Below are 19,339 nucleotides of genomic sequence, written 5' to 3' on the forward strand. Positions count from 1 at the left end.
ACGGGATTTTATATTTACTATACTGTTTTATAACAGCAATAAAAAACTTAATCTTGAACTTGAAATACGATTGGTAATGAATAAGGTACTGTAACTGCTTTTCCACGTTGCATACCTGGTTTCATTTTTGGTAATAAATTGATAACTCTAGCCGCTTCTTTTTCTAAACCTGGGTGCGGTGCTCTAGAACGAACTCCGGTAACCTTACCAGATTTATCAATTTTAAATATTACGTTAATACGTTGTCTTCCTGATAAACCTAAATCACTAGCTAACTCGGTGTTGAATTTTTTTGTTACAAATTTTTGTATTTTTTCAGACATACATTTTTTCTTTGCAGCATTGTTCCCTTTTTCACAACCTGGAAATACAGGTACGTTTTCAATAACTGCAAAAGGTACTTCTATATCTTCCTCAACGGCTTCCACTTCAACAACTTCTTCTACCTCTACAATTTCGGTTTCTTGATCCACTTCTGTAGATTCTATTACGGTTTCTTCTACTTCTACTTCATCCTCAACAATCTCTATAACTTCTGGAGCCGCTGGTGGTGGTGGTGGCGGTGGTGGTGTTGCCATTAAGTTCGTTATTGGAATTTCTTCTTCAATAACTTCTTCCATAGTTACTACACCAATATCTGTAACCACTTCATCGTAAGTTTTGTAATTAATAGCATAGTTCGTTAAAAATAACATTAACGCCAAGCCAATAGCAAAGTATAAAGAACTGTTACGTCCAACATTTGCTTTAGAATTTTTTTTAGGTTCCATAAATTTAATTAGTTTTTCAAGATTGCTAAAATAACTATTTATTTTTCAAAAAAACAAGCCTTTATAATTTTTTAACTTGTATTTTATTAATTCGCCACAAAATTATAGCGGCTATAAAGGCCCCAGAGGTATTTGCTACAACATCATAAACATCCATTGCGCGATTGTCTGTCATTGTACCTTGTAACACTTCAATAATTATACCAAACACTACTGCAAATATGGTAACGTATAGTAAAGCTTTCATTTTTTTCAACTTAACGTTAAAGATAAGAGCGGTGTACCATAAAATGATAAACACAGCATATGCTCCAAAATGAAAAATTTTATCCGCATGAGACACGTGGACATCGGGTATATTTTTAAGTGACATTAAACAGGCCACAACCAGAATTCCAGTGTACAATACAGCAATTCCCATTGCTAATTTTTTAACCACCAATTAAGGATTTGTAATCATCGGCAGACATTAAGCCTTCGATTTGAGACACGTCGCTACATTTTACTTTAATCATCCAACCTTCACCATAAGGATCTGAATTTACTTTCTCTGGTTCATCTTCTAAAGTTTCATTAAATTCAATAATTTCACCTGATACTGGTAAAAATAAATCGGATACGGTTTTTACGGCTTCTACCGTTCCAAATACCTCTTCAGCTTCTAAGGTTTCGTCTAAAGTTTCAACTTCAACATAAACAATATCGCCTAATTCACTTTGTGCAAAATCGGTTATACCAATAGTAACAACATCGTCGTTAATTTTTACCCATTCGTGATCTTTTGTGTATTTCAATTCTGATGGAATGTTCATTTCAATTTTTTTTTACAATTAATTTATTAAATAGACTTGGTGCTATAAGTTTTCACAAATGTATTTATTCAAAATTGAATTTCAAATAGATTACTTATTAATTACCAAAATTATATCTAAGTGTGAACCCAGAACGAATGGTTGTTAACGGAAATGCTGTTGAAATGGCATATTCGGAGAACGAATAATCGAAATAAAAGATTCCTGTTAAATTTTTACTAAAGGCATAATCGGCCGAGTATTTTAAGCCCCAAATGGTTTGTCCAGAGGTTACTTGGTTATTTTCGAGATCTAAATATCGAATAATGGTTTTATTATCACGTATGGATATATCGGCTTTCATATTTAAATCGCTTACAATTCGCTGTTTTGGGCCTGCCAATTTGGATCTAATTCTTAAATCCTTTATTCTATATCCTAACCCTAAAATAAACTCATTTCCTATAATTTCGGTTAATAAATTATTATCGAAACTTAAAGAAAGTAAACGGTCTTTTTTTATTTCTGCCAGAATTTTTACAGAATTTTTCATTTCCATATCTATTCGTATTAAAGGGCTAAACATTTCGGTTAAGTTAATATTACTAAACAAACGTTCGCTTTTATAATTTCCAGATTGATCTTTGGTGTCGTTTGCCAAATCATCATAGGGTAAAGAATAATCAATATCGTTATAATCTAAATTAGATTGAAATTGATTAATAGTGTAGGATGAGCGGTAACCATGGGTTAAAGAAAACCGCTTGAAACGTTTTTTAAACCAGGCCATTTTCATGAAACCAGAATATTTTAAATCCCAATTTGGTATAGGCACATCTCTAAAAGCACTGGTGCTTACTTTATTTGCATCTGTGCCAGTATATGCTGCTAAAAACGCTGGTAATAATACATTTTGACTGTTTTTACCAAAACCTTTTGGGTAACCTTCATCATCTAAATCGTTAACATCGGTTCCTTTTTCTGCGGCTAAACGGCGCGCGATAATGAGTCTATTACTTCTAAAATCGTTAAAGGCATCGGATGTGTTTTCATCACTATTACTAAAGGCTGTTTTTATTAATAATGTTGAAATATTAAAATTACCAAATGTATTTGGCGTTAACGATATATACTGGTTATCATTATTAACATCCACTCTATAATTTTCGGTAAAGTTTTTATAATATGTTCGGTTTCCAACAATATCAATTTTTAAATTTTTAACGGGTTCCAAACTCGCAGAAATATCTAATTGTTTCGTATTTGTAGATGTATATTGTTGGTTAAAATCCTGATATAAAGTTAACCACCCATTTCTTGCAGCCAAATCTCTAATATCGTTTTGACTACCAAAAGTATAGCCCAAAGTAGGTTTAAGTGTTCCTATGAAACCAGGTGTTTGTGTATAGCCTGGTAAATAAGTTCCATTGTTTTCAGAATAATTAAACTGTATTCTTTTAACGGAAGTTAAAATATCTATTCCTGTATTTAATAATTTAGACTGTTTTTTACTTTTGTTTTGTTTTTTATTATTGGCAAATGTTCTGTTTCCAGAAGGGCTCGTTGTTCTAGGTTGTAAACGTCTTGTTCGTTTTTTTACCAAACCAATATATTTATACAGCTTATCCATATCTAAAGCAGCATTTATATTATGAGTATTGGCATTTTGAATGGTATTTCCTAAGTTATACGTTTCTCCGTCTAATTCTATATTGCCATATAAATCGGAACCTTTTTGCCATTGAAAATCGCCAGAATATTGATAAGTAGCATTTATAAAACTAAAGGTTGGTATTTTATCTAACGGTATTTTATAGGTAACGCCAAGGCTTTGTGTTTGTCTATTGGGATCTCCAAAATCAAAAAAGCCATCCCAAACATCGAGAAGCGGATCCTGTTCACCATTAATAATATTATCTTTAAAATAATTTCGAACAATATTATTATTTGAAGCTATAAAATTAAATTGTAATGACTCTGTTAAATTATAATTGATTCCGTATTGAAAATCGAAAGTGTAATTCCTTCTAAATAATTCTTCTATTTCAATATTTGTACTTCCTGATAAATCGGTATCTCTAAATTTTTGTCTGTTAAACTGACGATTTAAATCTGTATTTATAGTAAAACTGGAAGGCATAAGATTAAGATTGAAATCTTTTAAAATTCTCCAATATTTCCCTGTAAATAAGGAGTCGTTCTTTTTAAATGGTTGAATAGTAACCGGCTCAAAATTATGCGCATAATTTGCACCAACCCGTACCGTTTTACTTACAGAATTTTCTATTTCAAAATCTCGATGTTGTTCTTTATTATAAGAATAGTTTAGTGTCAGGTTTTCAACATCGTAAAAACGAGGTTTAGCATCGCCTGTTCTATTCTTTCGAATACCAATAAAATTAATACTTTGACGTTTTGTATAATTTTCGGATTGCTTTCTAACCCTATCCTTATCTGCCTGTGTTTCCTCGGCATCTATCCTAGAATCTAACGTTAAATCTTCATAAAGCTGGTCGTATTTTGGAGTAATTAACTCTTCACTCTGCCCGTAATTAAATGGTAATTGAATACCCCATTTTTCTGGTAATAATTGCCCAATATTAACATTGGTTACCACATCGTATTGTTTTACATCTTCGAGACTACGTTGGCTAGGCCCTTGCTCGATGGATCCAAAACCAGATGTACTTTGGCTACCGGTAGCACTAATATTAGCAAAATCTGCTAAATTAGTATCCATACTTACCACAGCCGCCCAACCACCTTCATTATCCATATCAGACAAGCGCATTTCGTTAAACCAAACCTTACCGCAAACGGTACCTCCATCTTTAGCTACGTTTTTAACACCTACCATAAGGGTTCTAATATCTCCATAATTTGGATTTCCTTTAATTCCTACACGGTGCTGATTGGCGGTATATCCAGAATAGGCATCATCCACTATCCTAATCTGATCATCTATAACATCATAAAATGTAGCATCTTCATTAGAAAAGGATCTATCTGAAATACCTTTCGCTTTAACCTTTCCTAAAATTTCAATTGGCAAATTAATTTCATTGGGCCATAATAAATCTCTATCTGTAGTGCCTTCTTCTGAAACTTTTAAAGGTATTTCAATTTGATAGTAGTTTTCAGTAAGATCATTTCCCATTCTAATAAACCCAACCAATTCTTGCTCATCATCATCACCTTTTAAGTTATTAGAATCATCATCATCGGCATGCATAAACATGCGTATGCGTTTATATTGGCGCATATCAAAACTTACATTTTTAAAAACGGCTCTAGAATCTTCAACTTCTAAATCGCATGTTTTTAGCACTAAGGCTTGTTCATTTTGTTCAATAACCGAGTTATTATAATATAGTTCTTCTGGATTAATTCCTGGGGGGCTTTGGTAGCTTCCTTCATTTTCAATAGTTCCTACAATTTCTACAGAGAAATCGGTATTAGAATTATAGGGAATATCATTATTCAAGGTTTGCGTATAGCGACGCCAATCACTTCTTACCAAATCTAAAGTTCCAAAACGGAAAACTGTGGTTTCTGTAAATTCCTTAAGGTAAATTCTAGAAAACCTAACGGAACGCAAATCTGATATTCCACCAATGGCTTTACGGTTTGAACTTTCAACAGGTATTCTTATTTGGTACCATCTTACATCTACAGTTTCACCATTTGGAAGGCTTCTTTTTTGAAATTTATAATCTCTTAAATATTCTTTTAAAGGATTGCTATCTGGAATATTATCAAAATCGGCCTGACTGGTTGGTAAATTTTGTGGTTTAATATCCAATTCGTACTCAAAATAACTATTAATCGTATTCATGGTATTATCACGATTAATATCTTCTACATCGGGTTTGGTATTAGCTCCTCTATTAGTATCTGTAAACGTATTGGGCGTATTTCCTTCTACGCCATTATATTTTTTATAACGTTCAAAAATATCACCTTCGGTATTTAAAAAATAGGTATAATTATCATTTGAAGGGTCGTTGCCAAAAACAGAGCCAAAAGCCGAGGCTTCTTCGGCATCATTATAACCATCATAACCAACATCTTGATTTACTCGCTCATCGCCAGTGGTATCAAAAGCATAAATTAAGGATTGATTTTGTGGCACTACTGTTCCCCATTCTGTAGGCGTTTGTTTTAACAATTCAATATTTCCATCATCAGGCAGTCCGTTTTCATATAATTTTCTACCATCTTTAATAATATCTTCGGAAATATTCCCTAAGTTAAAAACGAGTTTACCCCCTGGGTTTGATCTATTTTCTTGAAAAGGATCTTGTAACCAAAACTCGATATATTCTACATTTTGCTGTTCAAAATCTGTGGATGTAATTTGCCTAGTAATACCTGCCCAACTATCTTTGGCTTCTATATTATCAATGCCATCTGCGGCATCTGGATCGAAATTATAAGGCCCGCGTTCTTGTGGATAATATGCTAAATCTAAAGTATAAATTACAGAACTTTGCCCTTGTACTATATCGCGTTCTGGAAATAATTCATTAATAAAAACACGACTAGTATATAAGCTAGATAGGTCTTCGTCTGTAATTTCATCTGGTCTTCGTGCACTATAAAAAATAGGATCGATAGTGTACCAGTTTAGCAGCGCGCGTTGATAACCATTTTGAATGCCATTTTCATCTTCGTTTGGATTGGAAGCTACGTTTAAACCTACAGGTCTACTGGATAAAGACCAAGATTCTTGCGAACGCAAATCAATCGCATTTTGAGAGCCTTCAAAGTCATCAATATAAGAAGTAGCTTCTCCATTTAAATTTGTGGCGTTGGGTGATCCTGGCAATAAATAAGCAACTTCCCCACGAACAGAGAAATTAGATTCGGCATCGGTATCAATATTTGGTAATTTGTTTACTAAACGTGTTAAAAAAGGAACTTTAGTAGAATAATTTCCATTAAACCCAATTATAGTATTGTTAATAGACTCGGTACCATAATTTGCTTTTTGCGTTATTGGGCGTTCATTAAGATTTAAAAATGTTCCACCGAGGACAAAATTTTCGTTAAATTTATGTTCCACATTCAAACCTGTAAACCGTTTAGTTTGTTGTGCAAAAATAGCATTACTTTCGGTTGAAACTTCAATAGGTGTATTAGATGCTTTTAACGATGAATCTAAAATTTGAACAAGTCCCAATTGATAATTTACAGTATAATCTACACCCTCAACCAATAGCCTCCCTCCTGCCGTAACCCGAACAGAACCTTGTGGTACATTAAAACTTCCTATAGGAATACCGTCGCTTCCAGAGGATTTATAACTTCCTTTTAATTTAAATTTATTTTTTTCATTTTCATTTAAAGCTGCTGTTTTTGTGCTTTTATAAAGTACATCATACACATACTTAGCTTGGTTTTCATTATATGATGTTTCATTTTCATAATCGCCTCCTCCTAAAACCTCAAATAAATATTCGCCAAAAGGTTCTACGTTTGGAAAAATAATTTGTCCATTTTGTGAAAACACGGTAATACCTTCAACAAAATCGAAAAAACCATCACCGTTAGTTTGTGGATCGTTATTATAATTTAATTTATCTAAATTAAAAACGCGTAATAAGGGCTGTTCATCTAAGGGTTTTTCACCTGCGTCTTGATCTGGAAAACTTGTTGTTCCAACCGGAATTATATAGTTTAAAGGTGAAGCTTCATTATAAAAAATATTAAGTTTAAAATCCTCAGAACTTAAATTATAGGCTCCCGTATCGTAGATGTTTTTCATCATTAAATCCCAGATAGGCAATTCCACACTAGTCACACTACTTTTTAATAATTTGACTATTAAATTACTGTTTGTAACTTGAGTAACTTGCCCACTAGTATTTGTAGTAACCTCGGTAGCATTAACGCCATCGTTAGCAAACTCTCCCACTTGATAAACCTCACCTCCAAGGGTATATTGAAAAGCTACCGCTAAAACTTCATCATTATTTAAACGTTGGTTTAAAGAGATATAACCCAGCTCGGTATTTAATACATACTCCTGTCCATTTATTAATTTTCTTGCATTTTCTAAGGTTGCATAATCGAAACCTTCATTAATACCAGACACACTAATTCCCGATTTTACAGTTGCTACATCCCTAATACTACTAGTTAATTGAGAGGTTGCGCCACCACCATCAATTTTAGTTGGGTCGAAGGCATTATTTTCATTTTTAGGAAATGCCCCTGGTCCTCCAAAAACATTGACCGCCGAGTACACTTTATCTGTTTCTCCTAAATCCTGAAGCGCAACAATATTCCTTACATTTTCAGTTTGGTTTGTTCTATTGGTAACCCAAACTTCAATTCTGGTAATTTGTAAGCCTTTTGTGTTTAAATATGGATAACTCTTTAAAGCTTCATCATAATGATCTCTAAAATATTGCGCTAAAAAAAAGTGCCTGTTTTCATCATAATCCTGAACAAAAAATTCAAAATCCTGAATAGTTCCTCCGCTTTGAGAAATTACGGTATTTGATTCTGACCTTTGCTCGGAAAACACCCCGGTTACCGTTGTTTTACCAAATTGTAGCTGCGCTTTTACACCAAAGAGACTTTGTGCTCCTGTAATTAACGAGCTATTTAAAGGCATACTCACGTTACCAATTTCTATTTTTTGAAGAATATCATCCTCGGTTGGTTCGTATTCTAATTTTATAAGATTTTGAAAATCGAATGTAGATTGGGTGTCGTAATTTGCATTAACTTGAAGTCGAGTTCCCACTTTGCCCAGAAGGCTTAAACTAATTCTCTGATCGAAATCAAAAGAAAAATTGGTTCTATTTCTAGGTGAAAATGATGGGTTATCTTGTTTTGAAAATAAAACTCCCAAATCCATTTCTACAGAACCTTGAGGAATAACCTCGATTGTATTACCTCCAAAAACAGATTGAAAAAAATCGGAATCAACATAAAATTCTGGCAGTAAATTTTTTTGAGCATCTTCCGAACCTTCTTTTTGTCCTGAAAACGCATCGACTTTCTCTTTATAATAACTGCTTAAATTTTGCTTTGCGACCAAGGCATAATATTCCTTTGGTGTTAAAATTACGGGATAATTTATATTAAACTGGCCAATTTTCTCAGTATAAATATAACGATCTGTTAAGGCATCATAAGTGTATTTAGTTTCAATACCACGGGGTTGTGCGGTTTTAATTTCACCTTGTTGATAGCCCTTTTTAACAGAATCTTGTTCCTTTTCTTGCCCCCAAGAAACGCCGGAAAAACACATTATGAATACAATAAAACTAACGTGCTTTAATAATTTATAAAAATAAAGGTTCGTTTTTTTCAAAATTTACTATAATTTTTTTAAGGCTTGTTTTATAATAGATTCCACCGTGGCATCGGGCTCTGCTACTACAATTTTATCCACAACGCGTTCGGCTTGTTTTTTAACAAAACCTAATACTTCTAAGGCAGATAACGCTTCATTTTTATTCGTATTGTCTTTAGAAACAGAAACTTCGTCAATATCATAAATTTTTAAAATTTTATCTTTCAAATCCAGAATAACACGTTGTGCAGTTTTAACTCCAATGCCTTTTACAGATTGTATTAACGCCACATCACCTGTAGCGATACCTTCTCGTATTTGTTTAGGAGTTAAGGAAGATAGCATGGTACGGGCTATATTAGCACCAATACCACTTACAGAAAGTAATAACCTAAAAATCTCACGTTCTGCAACCGAAGAAAACCCGTATAAAGTATGCGCATCTTCTTTTATTTGAAGATGAGTATATAATTTTAGGCTTTCTGCATCTGGAATTTGAGAAAAAGTATGGAGAGAAATATTTAGCATATATCCAACACCATTGCAGTCTATAACCACATGTGTTGGATTTTTTTCTACTAGTTTCCCTTGAATGTGTGTTATCATAACAAGTTATTAGTGCTCTTTCAAATGTAATAAAATTATTTTAAGCAGATATATTCTATTTCCTACTTCTCTTTATGCTGTGCATCTATAACAGCAATTGCTGCCATATTAACAATTTCGTCTACTTTGGCTCCAAGTTGAAGGATATGCACAGGCTTACGCATCCCCATCATAATTGGCCCAATAGATTCGGCTTCGTTTAATTCCTTTAATAACTTATATGTAATATTTGCTGAATCTAAATTTGGAAAAATTAACGTATTCACTTTTTTACCTACCAATTTAGAAAAGGGAAATTTTTCACGAAGCATATCATCATTTAAAGCGAAATCTGTTTGCAACTCGCCATCCACAATCATATCTGGGTAATGTTTATGTAAAAACGCTACCGCTTCTCTTACTTTTGAAGAACGCTCGTTGGTTGATGAGCCAAAGTTTGAATATGACACCATAGCCATTACCGGCTCTAAACCAAACATTTGAACCACTTTTCCTGTCATTTGTGTTATTTTAGCCAAATCTTTAGCTGTAGGATCTATATTGATTGATGTATCACTTAAAAATAACGGTCCACGCTTTGTCATCATTAAGTTTGTTGTTGCTGCTCTGGTGATACCTTTATCCATTCCTATCAACTCCAACATTGGTTTTATAACGGTTGGATAATTTCTAGAGTATCCAGAGATTAACCCATCGGCATCACCTTCGTTCACCATCATGGCAGCAAAATAATTACGCTCACGCATTAGGCGTTGTGCCGAATAAAGCGTTACACCTCGGCGTTTACGTTGCTCCCAATATACTTTGGCGTATTTATTTTTTCTATCGTTTTCTTCTTCTTCTTTTGGATCGATAATTAAAATATCGGAATTAAATTCAATTTCCTTCATTAAGGAAGCAATGGTTTCTTTTCTTCCTAATAAAATAGGGATAGCAATCCCTTCATCATGTACAATTTGCGCCGCTTTTAAAACATCTAATTGATCTGCTTCTGCAAAAACAATACGCTTTGGCGCTAATTTTGCTCTATTTAAAAGCAAACGCACTAGTTTATTATCCGATCCCATGCGTTGTAATAAACTATCCTTATAGTTTTCCCAATCGGTGATATGATGCTTAGCCACACCACTTTCCATAGCTGCTTTTGCAACTGCTGGTGGTACTTCACTAATTAAACGTGGATCGAACGGTTTTGGAATAATATAATCTTTACCAAAAGTTAAGCGGGTTTCACCATAGGCAATATTTACTTGCTCTGGAACAGGCTCTTTTGCCAATTTAGCCAAGGCTTTTACTGCTGCCATTTTCATGGCTTCATTAATTTTAGTTGCGCGAACATCTAGTGCGCCTCTAAAAATAAAAGGAAAACCTAATACATTATTAACTTGGTTAGGATGATCGCTACGTCCCGTTGCCATGATAATATCTTTCCTTGTATCTACTGCTAATTGATATTTAATTTCGGGGTTTGGATTAGCCAAAGCAAAAACAATAGGGTTTTCTGCCATTGTTAAAAGCATTTCTGGCGATACAATATCGGCCATAGATAAACCAATAAATACATCGGCATCTACCATAGCTTCCTCTAAAGTGTCTATTTTTCTATCGGTAGCAAATTCTGCTTTTTCATTAGAAAGAACTTCTCGATCTTTACGAATAACGCCTTTACTATCCAACATTACCATATTTTCTCGTTTAGCACCACAAGCTTGGTATAAACGTGAACAGGAAATGGCTGCCGCTCCAGCACCACTAATTACAATTTTTACCTCTTCAAATTTCTTCCCTGCTAATTCTATTGCGTTTATTAATGCTGCCGAGGAAATAATTGCTGTTCCGTGCTGGTCATCGTGCATAACAGGAATATTTAATTCTTCCTTTAAACGACGTTCTATTTCAAAAGCTTCGGGAGCCTTTATATCTTCTAGGTTAATGCCTCCAAAAGTTGGTGCTATATTTTTTACGGTTTCAATAAAAGCGTCTACATTTTCGGTATCTACTTCAATATCAAAAACATCAATATCGGCAAAAATTTTAAACAATAAGCCTTTACCTTCCATTACAGGCTTGGAGGCTTCTGGTCCAATATTCCCTAATCCTAATACAGCGGTTCCATTGGATATTACAGCAACTAGATTCCCTTTTGCTGTATATTTATAGACGGCTTCTGCATCTTTTTCAATTTCTAAACATGGCACAGCAACACCTGGAGAATAGGCTAAGGATAAATCGCGCTGTGTTGCATATTTTTTTGTTGGAACAACAGCTATTTTACCCGGAGTTGGTTTTGCGTGATAAATAAGAGCTTCTCTCCGTTTACTTTCTTCACTCATTTTCATGGATATGATATTTATGATTGATTACATTTTAACTACTAAAATAATCTCAATTAAAACGAGACCATCAAATCTATTAAAACGATTTGTTTCTAACTCACAAATATAATAATCCTACTAAGGAAACCGCTATTCTTTTTAAAAATTGATTTTTATTTTGAAATTTAAAGTTTATATAAAGTTCATCTTAAAAGCCCCATGTTTTCGTAATTTCATTTTCTGAAAATTTAATTGAGAATAATTTAGTTTGAAGATTCGCTTTAAAATATGCAAAATCATTTTCATGAGTCCAAGAAATATCTATCTGATGCGCTTCGGAATCATTAATTTTTACTGTTCCTAAAAAAGCTTTAGATGTATTTCTTAATCTAATTAATTCTAATTGATGAAGAACAATATTCTTTTTAAGTCCCGTGTCTATATCTTGTTGGGTTAATGTTGTTCTATTAATTTCCTTATGGCCCGCACTGCCTCCTTTATCGGCAGATTGGTAATCATTCTTACCCGCAAAAATATCTAAATACCACACTTGCGGAATACCAGGCATAAACATTTGGATAGCACGAGCAAGTAATAGTTTTTGTTCATCTTCGCCTAGAGCACTAAAAAAGGTAGCATTTACCTGATAGTAAGAGATTTTATTACCCGCTGGATCGTACAAATTTTTAACGCGCCCACCACGATCTAATATTTTATTCATTATAGCTTCAATCTCACCATCTTCTAGTAAACCTTTATTATACACACCATCCACGGTTTTACCTTTTAAATCTAAAACGGGAATACCATCATGACAGCCAAGCATATTAACCGTTTTGTAACCTTTGGTAATAATTTCTTTAGCCCAAGTTAATAAGGCTTTACTATTCTCATTTTCTAGTGTATGTATGGTTAATCCAGGTAGGAAAAAATCGTATATTTGATAACCTTGCTCCGCAACTTCATCATGTAAATGCAAACCATATTCGGCATGAATTTCTGGCAACAATGTTAAATTATTTTTTGTAGCAATTTGTTTTATCCGTTCCAAATGCTCCCAAGTCCCTGGTTTATTAAAAAAGTTAGATTGTCCAATTTCTTTATGTAAATAAGCAAAGGCATCTAACCTTAGAATTTTGCAACCAAAATCACTAACTTTCTGCAATGTCTCTTCGTAAAACTCCCAAACTAACTCAGAATTTGCATTAACATCCATTTGGCCTAAGTACGACCGGTTTTTATTTACAATTTGTAATATTTCGGCTTTTAGATGCTGAACGTTTTCAAAATTTAAAGCTGAAAGATCTTCATTATTTTCAATAGCTTGGTTTACTATGTTACAAACCGCATTTGCGTCTTCCAAAGTTAACCCCTTTAATTGATCTAAATGAGATGTATTTATTTTATGATACGTAATTTGTTGATAAAAGGTATTCCAATACGGCTGTTCACTACCATCTGGAAAAAGTACTTTTAATACGGGAAGCCCCGATTTTCTCATAAATAATTTATCAAGAAATTCTTTGTTCGGGATAATAATTCCATCTTCACCTAGGGTGCCTTTACCTTCCCAAAAGGTATTCCAGTTAATAAAAAAGTCTTTGTATTTTGATTTATTCCCGTATTTTAATAAATCTTTAAACTGTGGAGATGCTACCGATAAATGATTTAAAACAATATCAAATTTTAGTTGAATATTTAGTGCCTCTAAAGCTTTTAAATCTTCTTTAGACACTAAATCTAGATTAAGGTTATAATCTATTACCGAAAAACCGCGATCTAAATCACTATTAAAAAAAGTTGGCAACACATAGAATAATGAAAAAACATTATTAAACTCTGGTCTTTTTAGCATAGCAATGGTATCTGCTAAATTATTCCCTATACTGTCTGGGTATGCATTAAGCATCACTCCATGACTTATTATGTTTTCTTTAGACATGATTTTAAAAATTTACAGAAGTTCTGATAGTATATTAATATTGTCTGGCAATCTTCCCACATTTTGAAGTTTTAAAGCCGCTAATTGTAAAGCAACTTCCAAACATTTCTCAATAGGTTTTTCTTTTACGTAAGCAAATAAAAATCCAGACCAAAAAGCATCGCCAGCACCTGTAGCATCTTGAACTACATCTATTTTAATTGCTGGTAACTCAATAATATCTTTACCTTTTTGAGACAACTTAACACCTTTACTTCCCAATGTTAAACATACCGTATCTACGCCCTGTGAATGGAAAAACTCAAAAATTTCTTGATGGGCTAATTCTTTTTCAAAAAGCCTTAACATATCATCTTCACTAATCTTAACGAGCGGATTAAATTTGCAATACGCTTGTATTACAGCAAGTGCTTCTGCTTGACTGTCCCAAAGTTTTTTAGCGTAATTAACATCAATACTTAATTGGCATCCTGCATTATAAGCTGCCTCTGCCTTTGCTAAAATAGTAGTTTGTGCAGGCTTTTTACTTAACGCAAAACAGGTAGTATGGTATATTTTTGTTTTTAAAAGCAAGGTTTCGCTAATTTGGTCTTCGGAAATACAAAAATCGGCTTCACGAAAAGGAATAAAATCTGGAGTACTATCTGTTCTCGACACAAAAATTACGCTAGATGCTTTATCATTTAACTCTTTAATATGGTCTGTAATCACGCCTACTTCTTTAAGTCTCTCTAAAATATATTCCCCAAATCCATCTTTTCCTACGGTTGCAACCATAACGGATTTTAATCCAAGTCTTGCAGAATTCATGGCTACGTTTGTAGGCGAACCGCCTAAATACCTATGATAATCTCTAGTATTGTTTATTTGAACACCAGATTGATGGCCAATGAAATCCACTAGAACCTCACCAACGCATAAAATATCTATATTTTTTGTTTTACTTTTCATCTATTAAAACTCTATTTTTCATTTATTAGGCAGATTGAATTTACCCTAAAACATCAAAATGTTTATCCATTGTTTCTGGGGTTATTTCAATGCTTCATATTTTTTTATTTACTTATATACTAATGTCCTGCTTCTTTAGAAAAAACCATATTACCATCATTACCAGTTTTAGGCTCCTTAAGGCGCAATGCTAGAATACCAGCTATTACAAAAAAAACACCCCCAAAAACTATGGCACTAATAGCACTATTGTTTAGCAAGTTTTTTACTATTGGACCAAAGGTTACGGTTTGAATTCCCATTGGGATAACAATCATCATGTTCAAAATCCCCATGTAAACCCCACGACGCTCTTGTGGCACAATTTTAGACACCATAGAATAAGGTATACCCATCATGGCTGCCCATCCAATACCAAACAAAATCATTGGTAAAATAACCAAAATGGGATCTTGTATATATGGAATAGAAAGCATTGCGGCTCCGGTTAAAAACAAACTAAGTACATATACTTTTTTACCTCCAAATTTTAATGCTAGCGGCACTAATGCCAAAGCAAAAACAATTGTAGAAAGATTGTATGTGGTGTTCATTTTTGCAGCTTGACTTAGAGCTTGAGACTTATCGAAACCCATACTTTCCTCGAACATTGGAGAAATAAATTGCCAATACACAAATAGAGCATACCACTGAAATAAATAAACAGCAGATAGTTTCCACATAAATTTGGGCATATCTTTTATGGCCTTAACAATCTCTATAAATGGATTTTTTATTCTATTTGAAAGCGAAAGCGCATTGTGTTTTTTAATAGCTATTAATTCCTTATCGGAAGGAGGAATTTCTGGTGTTTTTAAAACTGACCATAAAATGGTAGATATGGATAAAATAGCACCAATAAAAAATGAATAGTATAACCATTGCGGTATAACTTTTACCGTTTCGGTAACAGATTCTTCGCCACCAAACCAATCTTGAAAAAGAAAAATAGAAGCATTGGCCAATACAATACCAGCACCTACAAATAAACTTTGCATTTGATAACCAAAACTTAATTGTTTGTTAGGTAGTTTATCGCCTACAAAAGCACGATAAGGTTCCATAGCCATATTATTCCCTACATCTAATATCCACAATAAACCTACGGCAAACCAAAGCGCTGGACTAAAAGGAAACGCAAATAAACATAAACTACCAATTAGGGCTCCTATTAAAAAGAACGGTTTACGCCTACCCCAACGTGGGGACCATGTTTTATCTGAAATAGCCCCAATTATAGGCTGAATAATTAAGCCTGTTACAGGGCCTGCAAGATTTAACAATGGTAAATCTTCATGATGTGCTCCCAAAAATGAAAAAATTGGATTTACGGCTGTTTGTTGCAAACCAAAACTGAATTGAATTCCTAAGAACCCTACATTCATATTAAAAATTTGCCAGAAACTTAAGTTTGGTTTTTTTAGCATAATGGGCTTATTGAGTTAGTTGGTTATTACTTTTAAAAATGCTTTAAATTGAGTGGGATTATTTTGATACATAATTCCTTTTTTATCAATTACAGGTAGACTTAAACTAGAAAGGTCTATACCTGCATTCTGTAACTTTATAATCATCTCGTTTTGCTTATCTAGATCGATATCAACATCATAATACATAAAATCAATTTTATTTTCTTTTAAATATTGCTTTGTTTCTATGCAGTAGTGGCATGTATCACTACCATAAACAACAATTACTTTTTTTTCAATTTCTGTATTTAAGGCTAAATGAGGTGAAGTAGAACTTACGGCCTGAGCAAAACTAATTTGCAACGAACCCACAATAAAAAAGATAAATAAAACAATGATTCTCATAATTTTAATATTTAAGTTAAAAAAGAGCTGAGACTTAGCAAACCACTCAGCCCTTTATTACTAAAAAACTAACTAAACTAATTCATTTAAAATTTATACTGTAATGATACTGTTGAAGAACGACCACTAATAGATCTTGCTCTTACTAAACGGTTAGAACCAAAAGCACCGTCTCCATTACCTTCTACTTCTGTAATACCAATAGTATCAAAAAGGTTGTTTACACTTAAAACTACTGAAAGACCTTTAGTTAAACCTGCACGACCAACTAAATTGAAGTATGCATATGCTGGCATTACTAAGCTATTATCGTCTTGCGCATAAGATTTTGTAGTTCCTAAAACACTAAGGGCTACACTGTGTTGGTTTGCTTCACCAAAAAGATAAGATGGTGATAAGTTATACACTAAATCGGCCTGCCTTCTAGGTGTATTTCCTTTGTTAGCCCCGCCATCAATTTCAGCTTTCGTCCAAGTAAAAGAACCATTAAAAGACATATTTTCTCCAAAAGACAAAGCAGTTTCTGCTTCTAAACCAATGGCTTTAAATGGGTTTCCTACAGATCTATTCAATTCATTACTTAACCCTTCATCTGTTTTACTACTAAAACCTGTTAAATTAAGCACACCATTTTTAAGTCTTTTCTTGTAACCAACTTCTAATTGAGATACTTCATCATACTGAACATCAGCTTTTCCGTTTAAACCATAAGTATTTCTATCAGCAGCTCTTCCCGATGCACCAGAACTATATCTTGCAAATACTGCAGCACCTTCATCTAATTTATAATTAAGCCCCATTGAGTAGGAAATAAAGTTATAATCGTCGTTTACAATTTGTCCAGCATTACCAATAATTAATGGCACACTTTGCTCAATACCTTCAATAATTCCGTTTCCATTATAATCATAATTACCTTGACTTGTTGGACCACCTTGAATACTTCCGTTAACATTAACATTTTCAAAACGTACACTACCATCAAAGTTTAATTCTTCTGTAATATCTGCATCTAAACCTAAATATGGTGCGTTTACATTGTGAACTGTGTTGTATTTACGTTGACAGCAGTTACCCCAAACAGGAGTTCCGTAAGAAAACTGTCCGCCTCTAGAAAAACCATCTACATCTCCTAATCTTGCTTGTCCGCCTCCATTAACTTCAGATAAGAAAGAATTCCATTGCCATCCAATTTTAGTGTTTTGTGTAGCTGTAAATAAACCTGCGGTTACACCAACATTATCCCCTAATTTCTTAGAAATTTTTACATCACTAAAAAAGTTACTTAAATCATCGATAGAAACATCGAACATGTGAATAATTTGTGCTAAACCATTTGATGGATTAAAAGCCTCTCTATTACCATCAGTATACACTAAGTTTGACGGCACATCTGCAGCTGTAGCATATTCACCTAAATGAGATTGCACACCAGCCGTTTTAACATCGTTATCAGCAGTTAAAGTATTTTGAATTTCTGAAACAGTACCAACAGCTGCTGTAAAGGGTGCAACCCATTCTCCGCTGTTATTAGAATATCTTGCTTTACCTGCAATTTTCCAATTGTTTCCTAAATCGAAAGAAAACTCTGCACCTAAGGCTTTTGAAATTGGATTGTTTCCATTTCTTACATCGTTAACATGTCTTTCACCTGTAAAAGGAGATGTTCCTGCACTTTGCTGTAAGTAAGCAGAGTGCAACGCATCTGAAGTGGCATCGAAACCTGGTAAATTAGAATATGTTGGGTTATCGTTACTACCTTCTAATTGCATTGGCATTGGTAAGTACATTACGGCTTTATCATTTAAAAACTTAAAGTACGTACGCACATAACCATTATCAAACTTTTTAGTTAAGTTCGCTTTAATTTGGCCACCTTTATTTCCTTGGTATCCTATTTCTCTTGGTCCCTCACCTGCTCTCATAAACCCACCAATATGGTAAGATAATCCGTTACCAAGTGGTGTTCCATATTCAAAATCTAAACGACTTGTTTGATAATCTAACCCAAAAGTTGTTGCAATAGAACCACCTTCTGTAGCACCTGTTTTACTAATCATGTTAATAATACCTGCTGGTCCGTTTGATGTTTGTGTAGATGCAGATCCACCTCTAATAGCCTCAACTCTTCCAATATTAGAATCAATTCTTAAAAAATTATCAGCATTTCCAAAAGATGTATCACCAAATAAATTTAGAGGCAAACCATCTTCTTGAATTTGAAAATAACGAGAACCACCAGAAGAAATTGGTACACCACGCACATTAAAGTTGGCATTACCCTCACCACCTGAAGACTCTGCACGAATACCTGGAACATTTCTAAAAAGCTCTCCTGCACTTCTAGGAGAAGCTTGCTCTATAAGTTTAACACTCATTGAGGAAACCGATACACTCGATTCTAGTTTAGATTTTGGGTTAACAACCCCAGTTACTACAATTTCATCTAAAGATGCAGCATCTTCGGCCATTGTAAAATCTAATACAATGTCTACACCACTAGCAGTAATACTTTTACTAAATGTTTTGTAACCAATAAAAGTAGCTTTTAAAGTATACTCACCACTTTCAACACTAGAAATAGAATAATTTCCATCAAAATCTGTTACGGCACCCTTAGTGGTACCTTCTAAAATAACGTTTACCCCGCCAATTGGAACGCCTCCTTCATCTTTTACCAATCCGGAAATAGAAGATTGCGCAAACATTGCGGATACTGAAAATAACATTAGGAGCAAAAAACTCCATTTAGTTGTAGTTGTAGTTGTTTTCATTTGTCTTTAAATTTAGTTATTTAATAAT

11 protein-coding genes are annotated in these 19,339 nt (G+C 33.7%); all 11 read right to left on the bottom strand.

Features of this window, described 5'->3' with window-relative positions; genetic code table 11:
• Positions 1–47 precede the first annotated feature (47 nt).
• The 11 genes from FQU21_RS12310 to FQU21_RS12360 all read right to left on the bottom strand — a co-directional run bounded on the left by FQU21_RS12310 (position 48) and on the right by FQU21_RS12360 (position 19,311).
• Entirely contained in the window at positions 48–770 is a 723-nt protein-coding gene (locus FQU21_RS12310; RefSeq protein ID WP_147678299.1) for an energy transducer TonB, read from the bottom strand.
• Between the two features lie 61 nt (positions 771–831).
• Positions 832–1,191 carry a VanZ family protein gene (locus FQU21_RS12315; RefSeq protein WP_147678300.1) on the bottom strand — a complete coding sequence of 120 codons (360 nt, stop codon included), beginning with the start codon at positions 1,189–1,191 and terminating at the stop codon, positions 832–834.
• 10 nt (positions 1,192–1,201) lie between these two features.
• Entirely contained in the window at positions 1,202–1,582 is a 381-nt protein-coding gene (gene gcvH, locus FQU21_RS12320; RefSeq protein WP_147678301.1) for a glycine cleavage system protein GcvH, read from the bottom strand.
• A 97-nt stretch (positions 1,583–1,679) separates the two neighbouring features.
• Positions 1,680–8,888: a T9SS outer membrane translocon Sov/SprA gene (gene sov / locus FQU21_RS12325; RefSeq protein WP_456236600.1), complete on the bottom strand. Its 7,209-nt coding sequence runs from the start codon at positions 8,886–8,888 to the stop codon at positions 1,680–1,682.
• Positions 8,889–8,894: 6 nt separating this feature from the next.
• Positions 8,895–9,476: a Holliday junction branch migration protein RuvA gene (ruvA, locus tag FQU21_RS12330; protein WP_147678303.1), complete on the bottom strand. Its 582-nt coding sequence runs from the start codon at positions 9,474–9,476 to the stop codon at positions 8,895–8,897.
• A 62-nt stretch (positions 9,477–9,538) separates the two neighbouring features.
• Positions 9,539–11,809, bottom strand: a complete 2,271-nt coding sequence (locus FQU21_RS12335) for an NADP-dependent malic enzyme (RefSeq protein ID WP_147678357.1) — start codon at positions 11,807–11,809, stop codon at positions 9,539–9,541.
• A gap of 190 nt (positions 11,810–11,999) precedes the next feature.
• A complete protein-coding gene (locus FQU21_RS12340) occupies positions 12,000–13,733 on the bottom strand; it encodes an alpha-amylase family protein (protein WP_147678304.1) in 1,734 nt (577 codons plus the stop codon).
• Positions 13,734–13,745: 12 nt separating this feature from the next.
• Positions 13,746–14,684: a carbohydrate kinase family protein gene (locus tag FQU21_RS12345; RefSeq protein ID WP_147678305.1), complete on the bottom strand. Its 939-nt coding sequence runs from the start codon at positions 14,682–14,684 to the stop codon at positions 13,746–13,748.
• A gap of 119 nt (positions 14,685–14,803) precedes the next feature.
• On the bottom strand, positions 14,804–16,150 hold the full coding sequence (locus tag FQU21_RS12350) for an MFS transporter (RefSeq protein ID WP_394348403.1): 1,347 nt from the start codon (positions 16,148–16,150) through the stop codon (positions 14,804–14,806).
• Positions 16,151–16,165: 15 nt separating this feature from the next.
• Complete coding sequence (locus FQU21_RS12355; protein WP_147678307.1) at positions 16,166–16,537, bottom strand: glutaredoxin family protein; 372 nt, start codon at positions 16,535–16,537, stop codon at positions 16,166–16,168.
• A gap of 86 nt (positions 16,538–16,623) precedes the next feature.
• Positions 16,624–19,311, bottom strand: a complete 2,688-nt coding sequence (locus tag FQU21_RS12360; protein WP_147678308.1) for a TonB-dependent receptor — start codon at positions 19,309–19,311, stop codon at positions 16,624–16,626.
• Between the last annotated feature and the right edge of the window lie 28 nt (positions 19,312–19,339).

This window comes from Algibacter pacificus (assembly GCF_008033385.1).
GTDB classification, from domain to species: domain Bacteria; phylum Bacteroidota; class Bacteroidia; order Flavobacteriales; family Flavobacteriaceae; genus Algibacter; species Algibacter pacificus.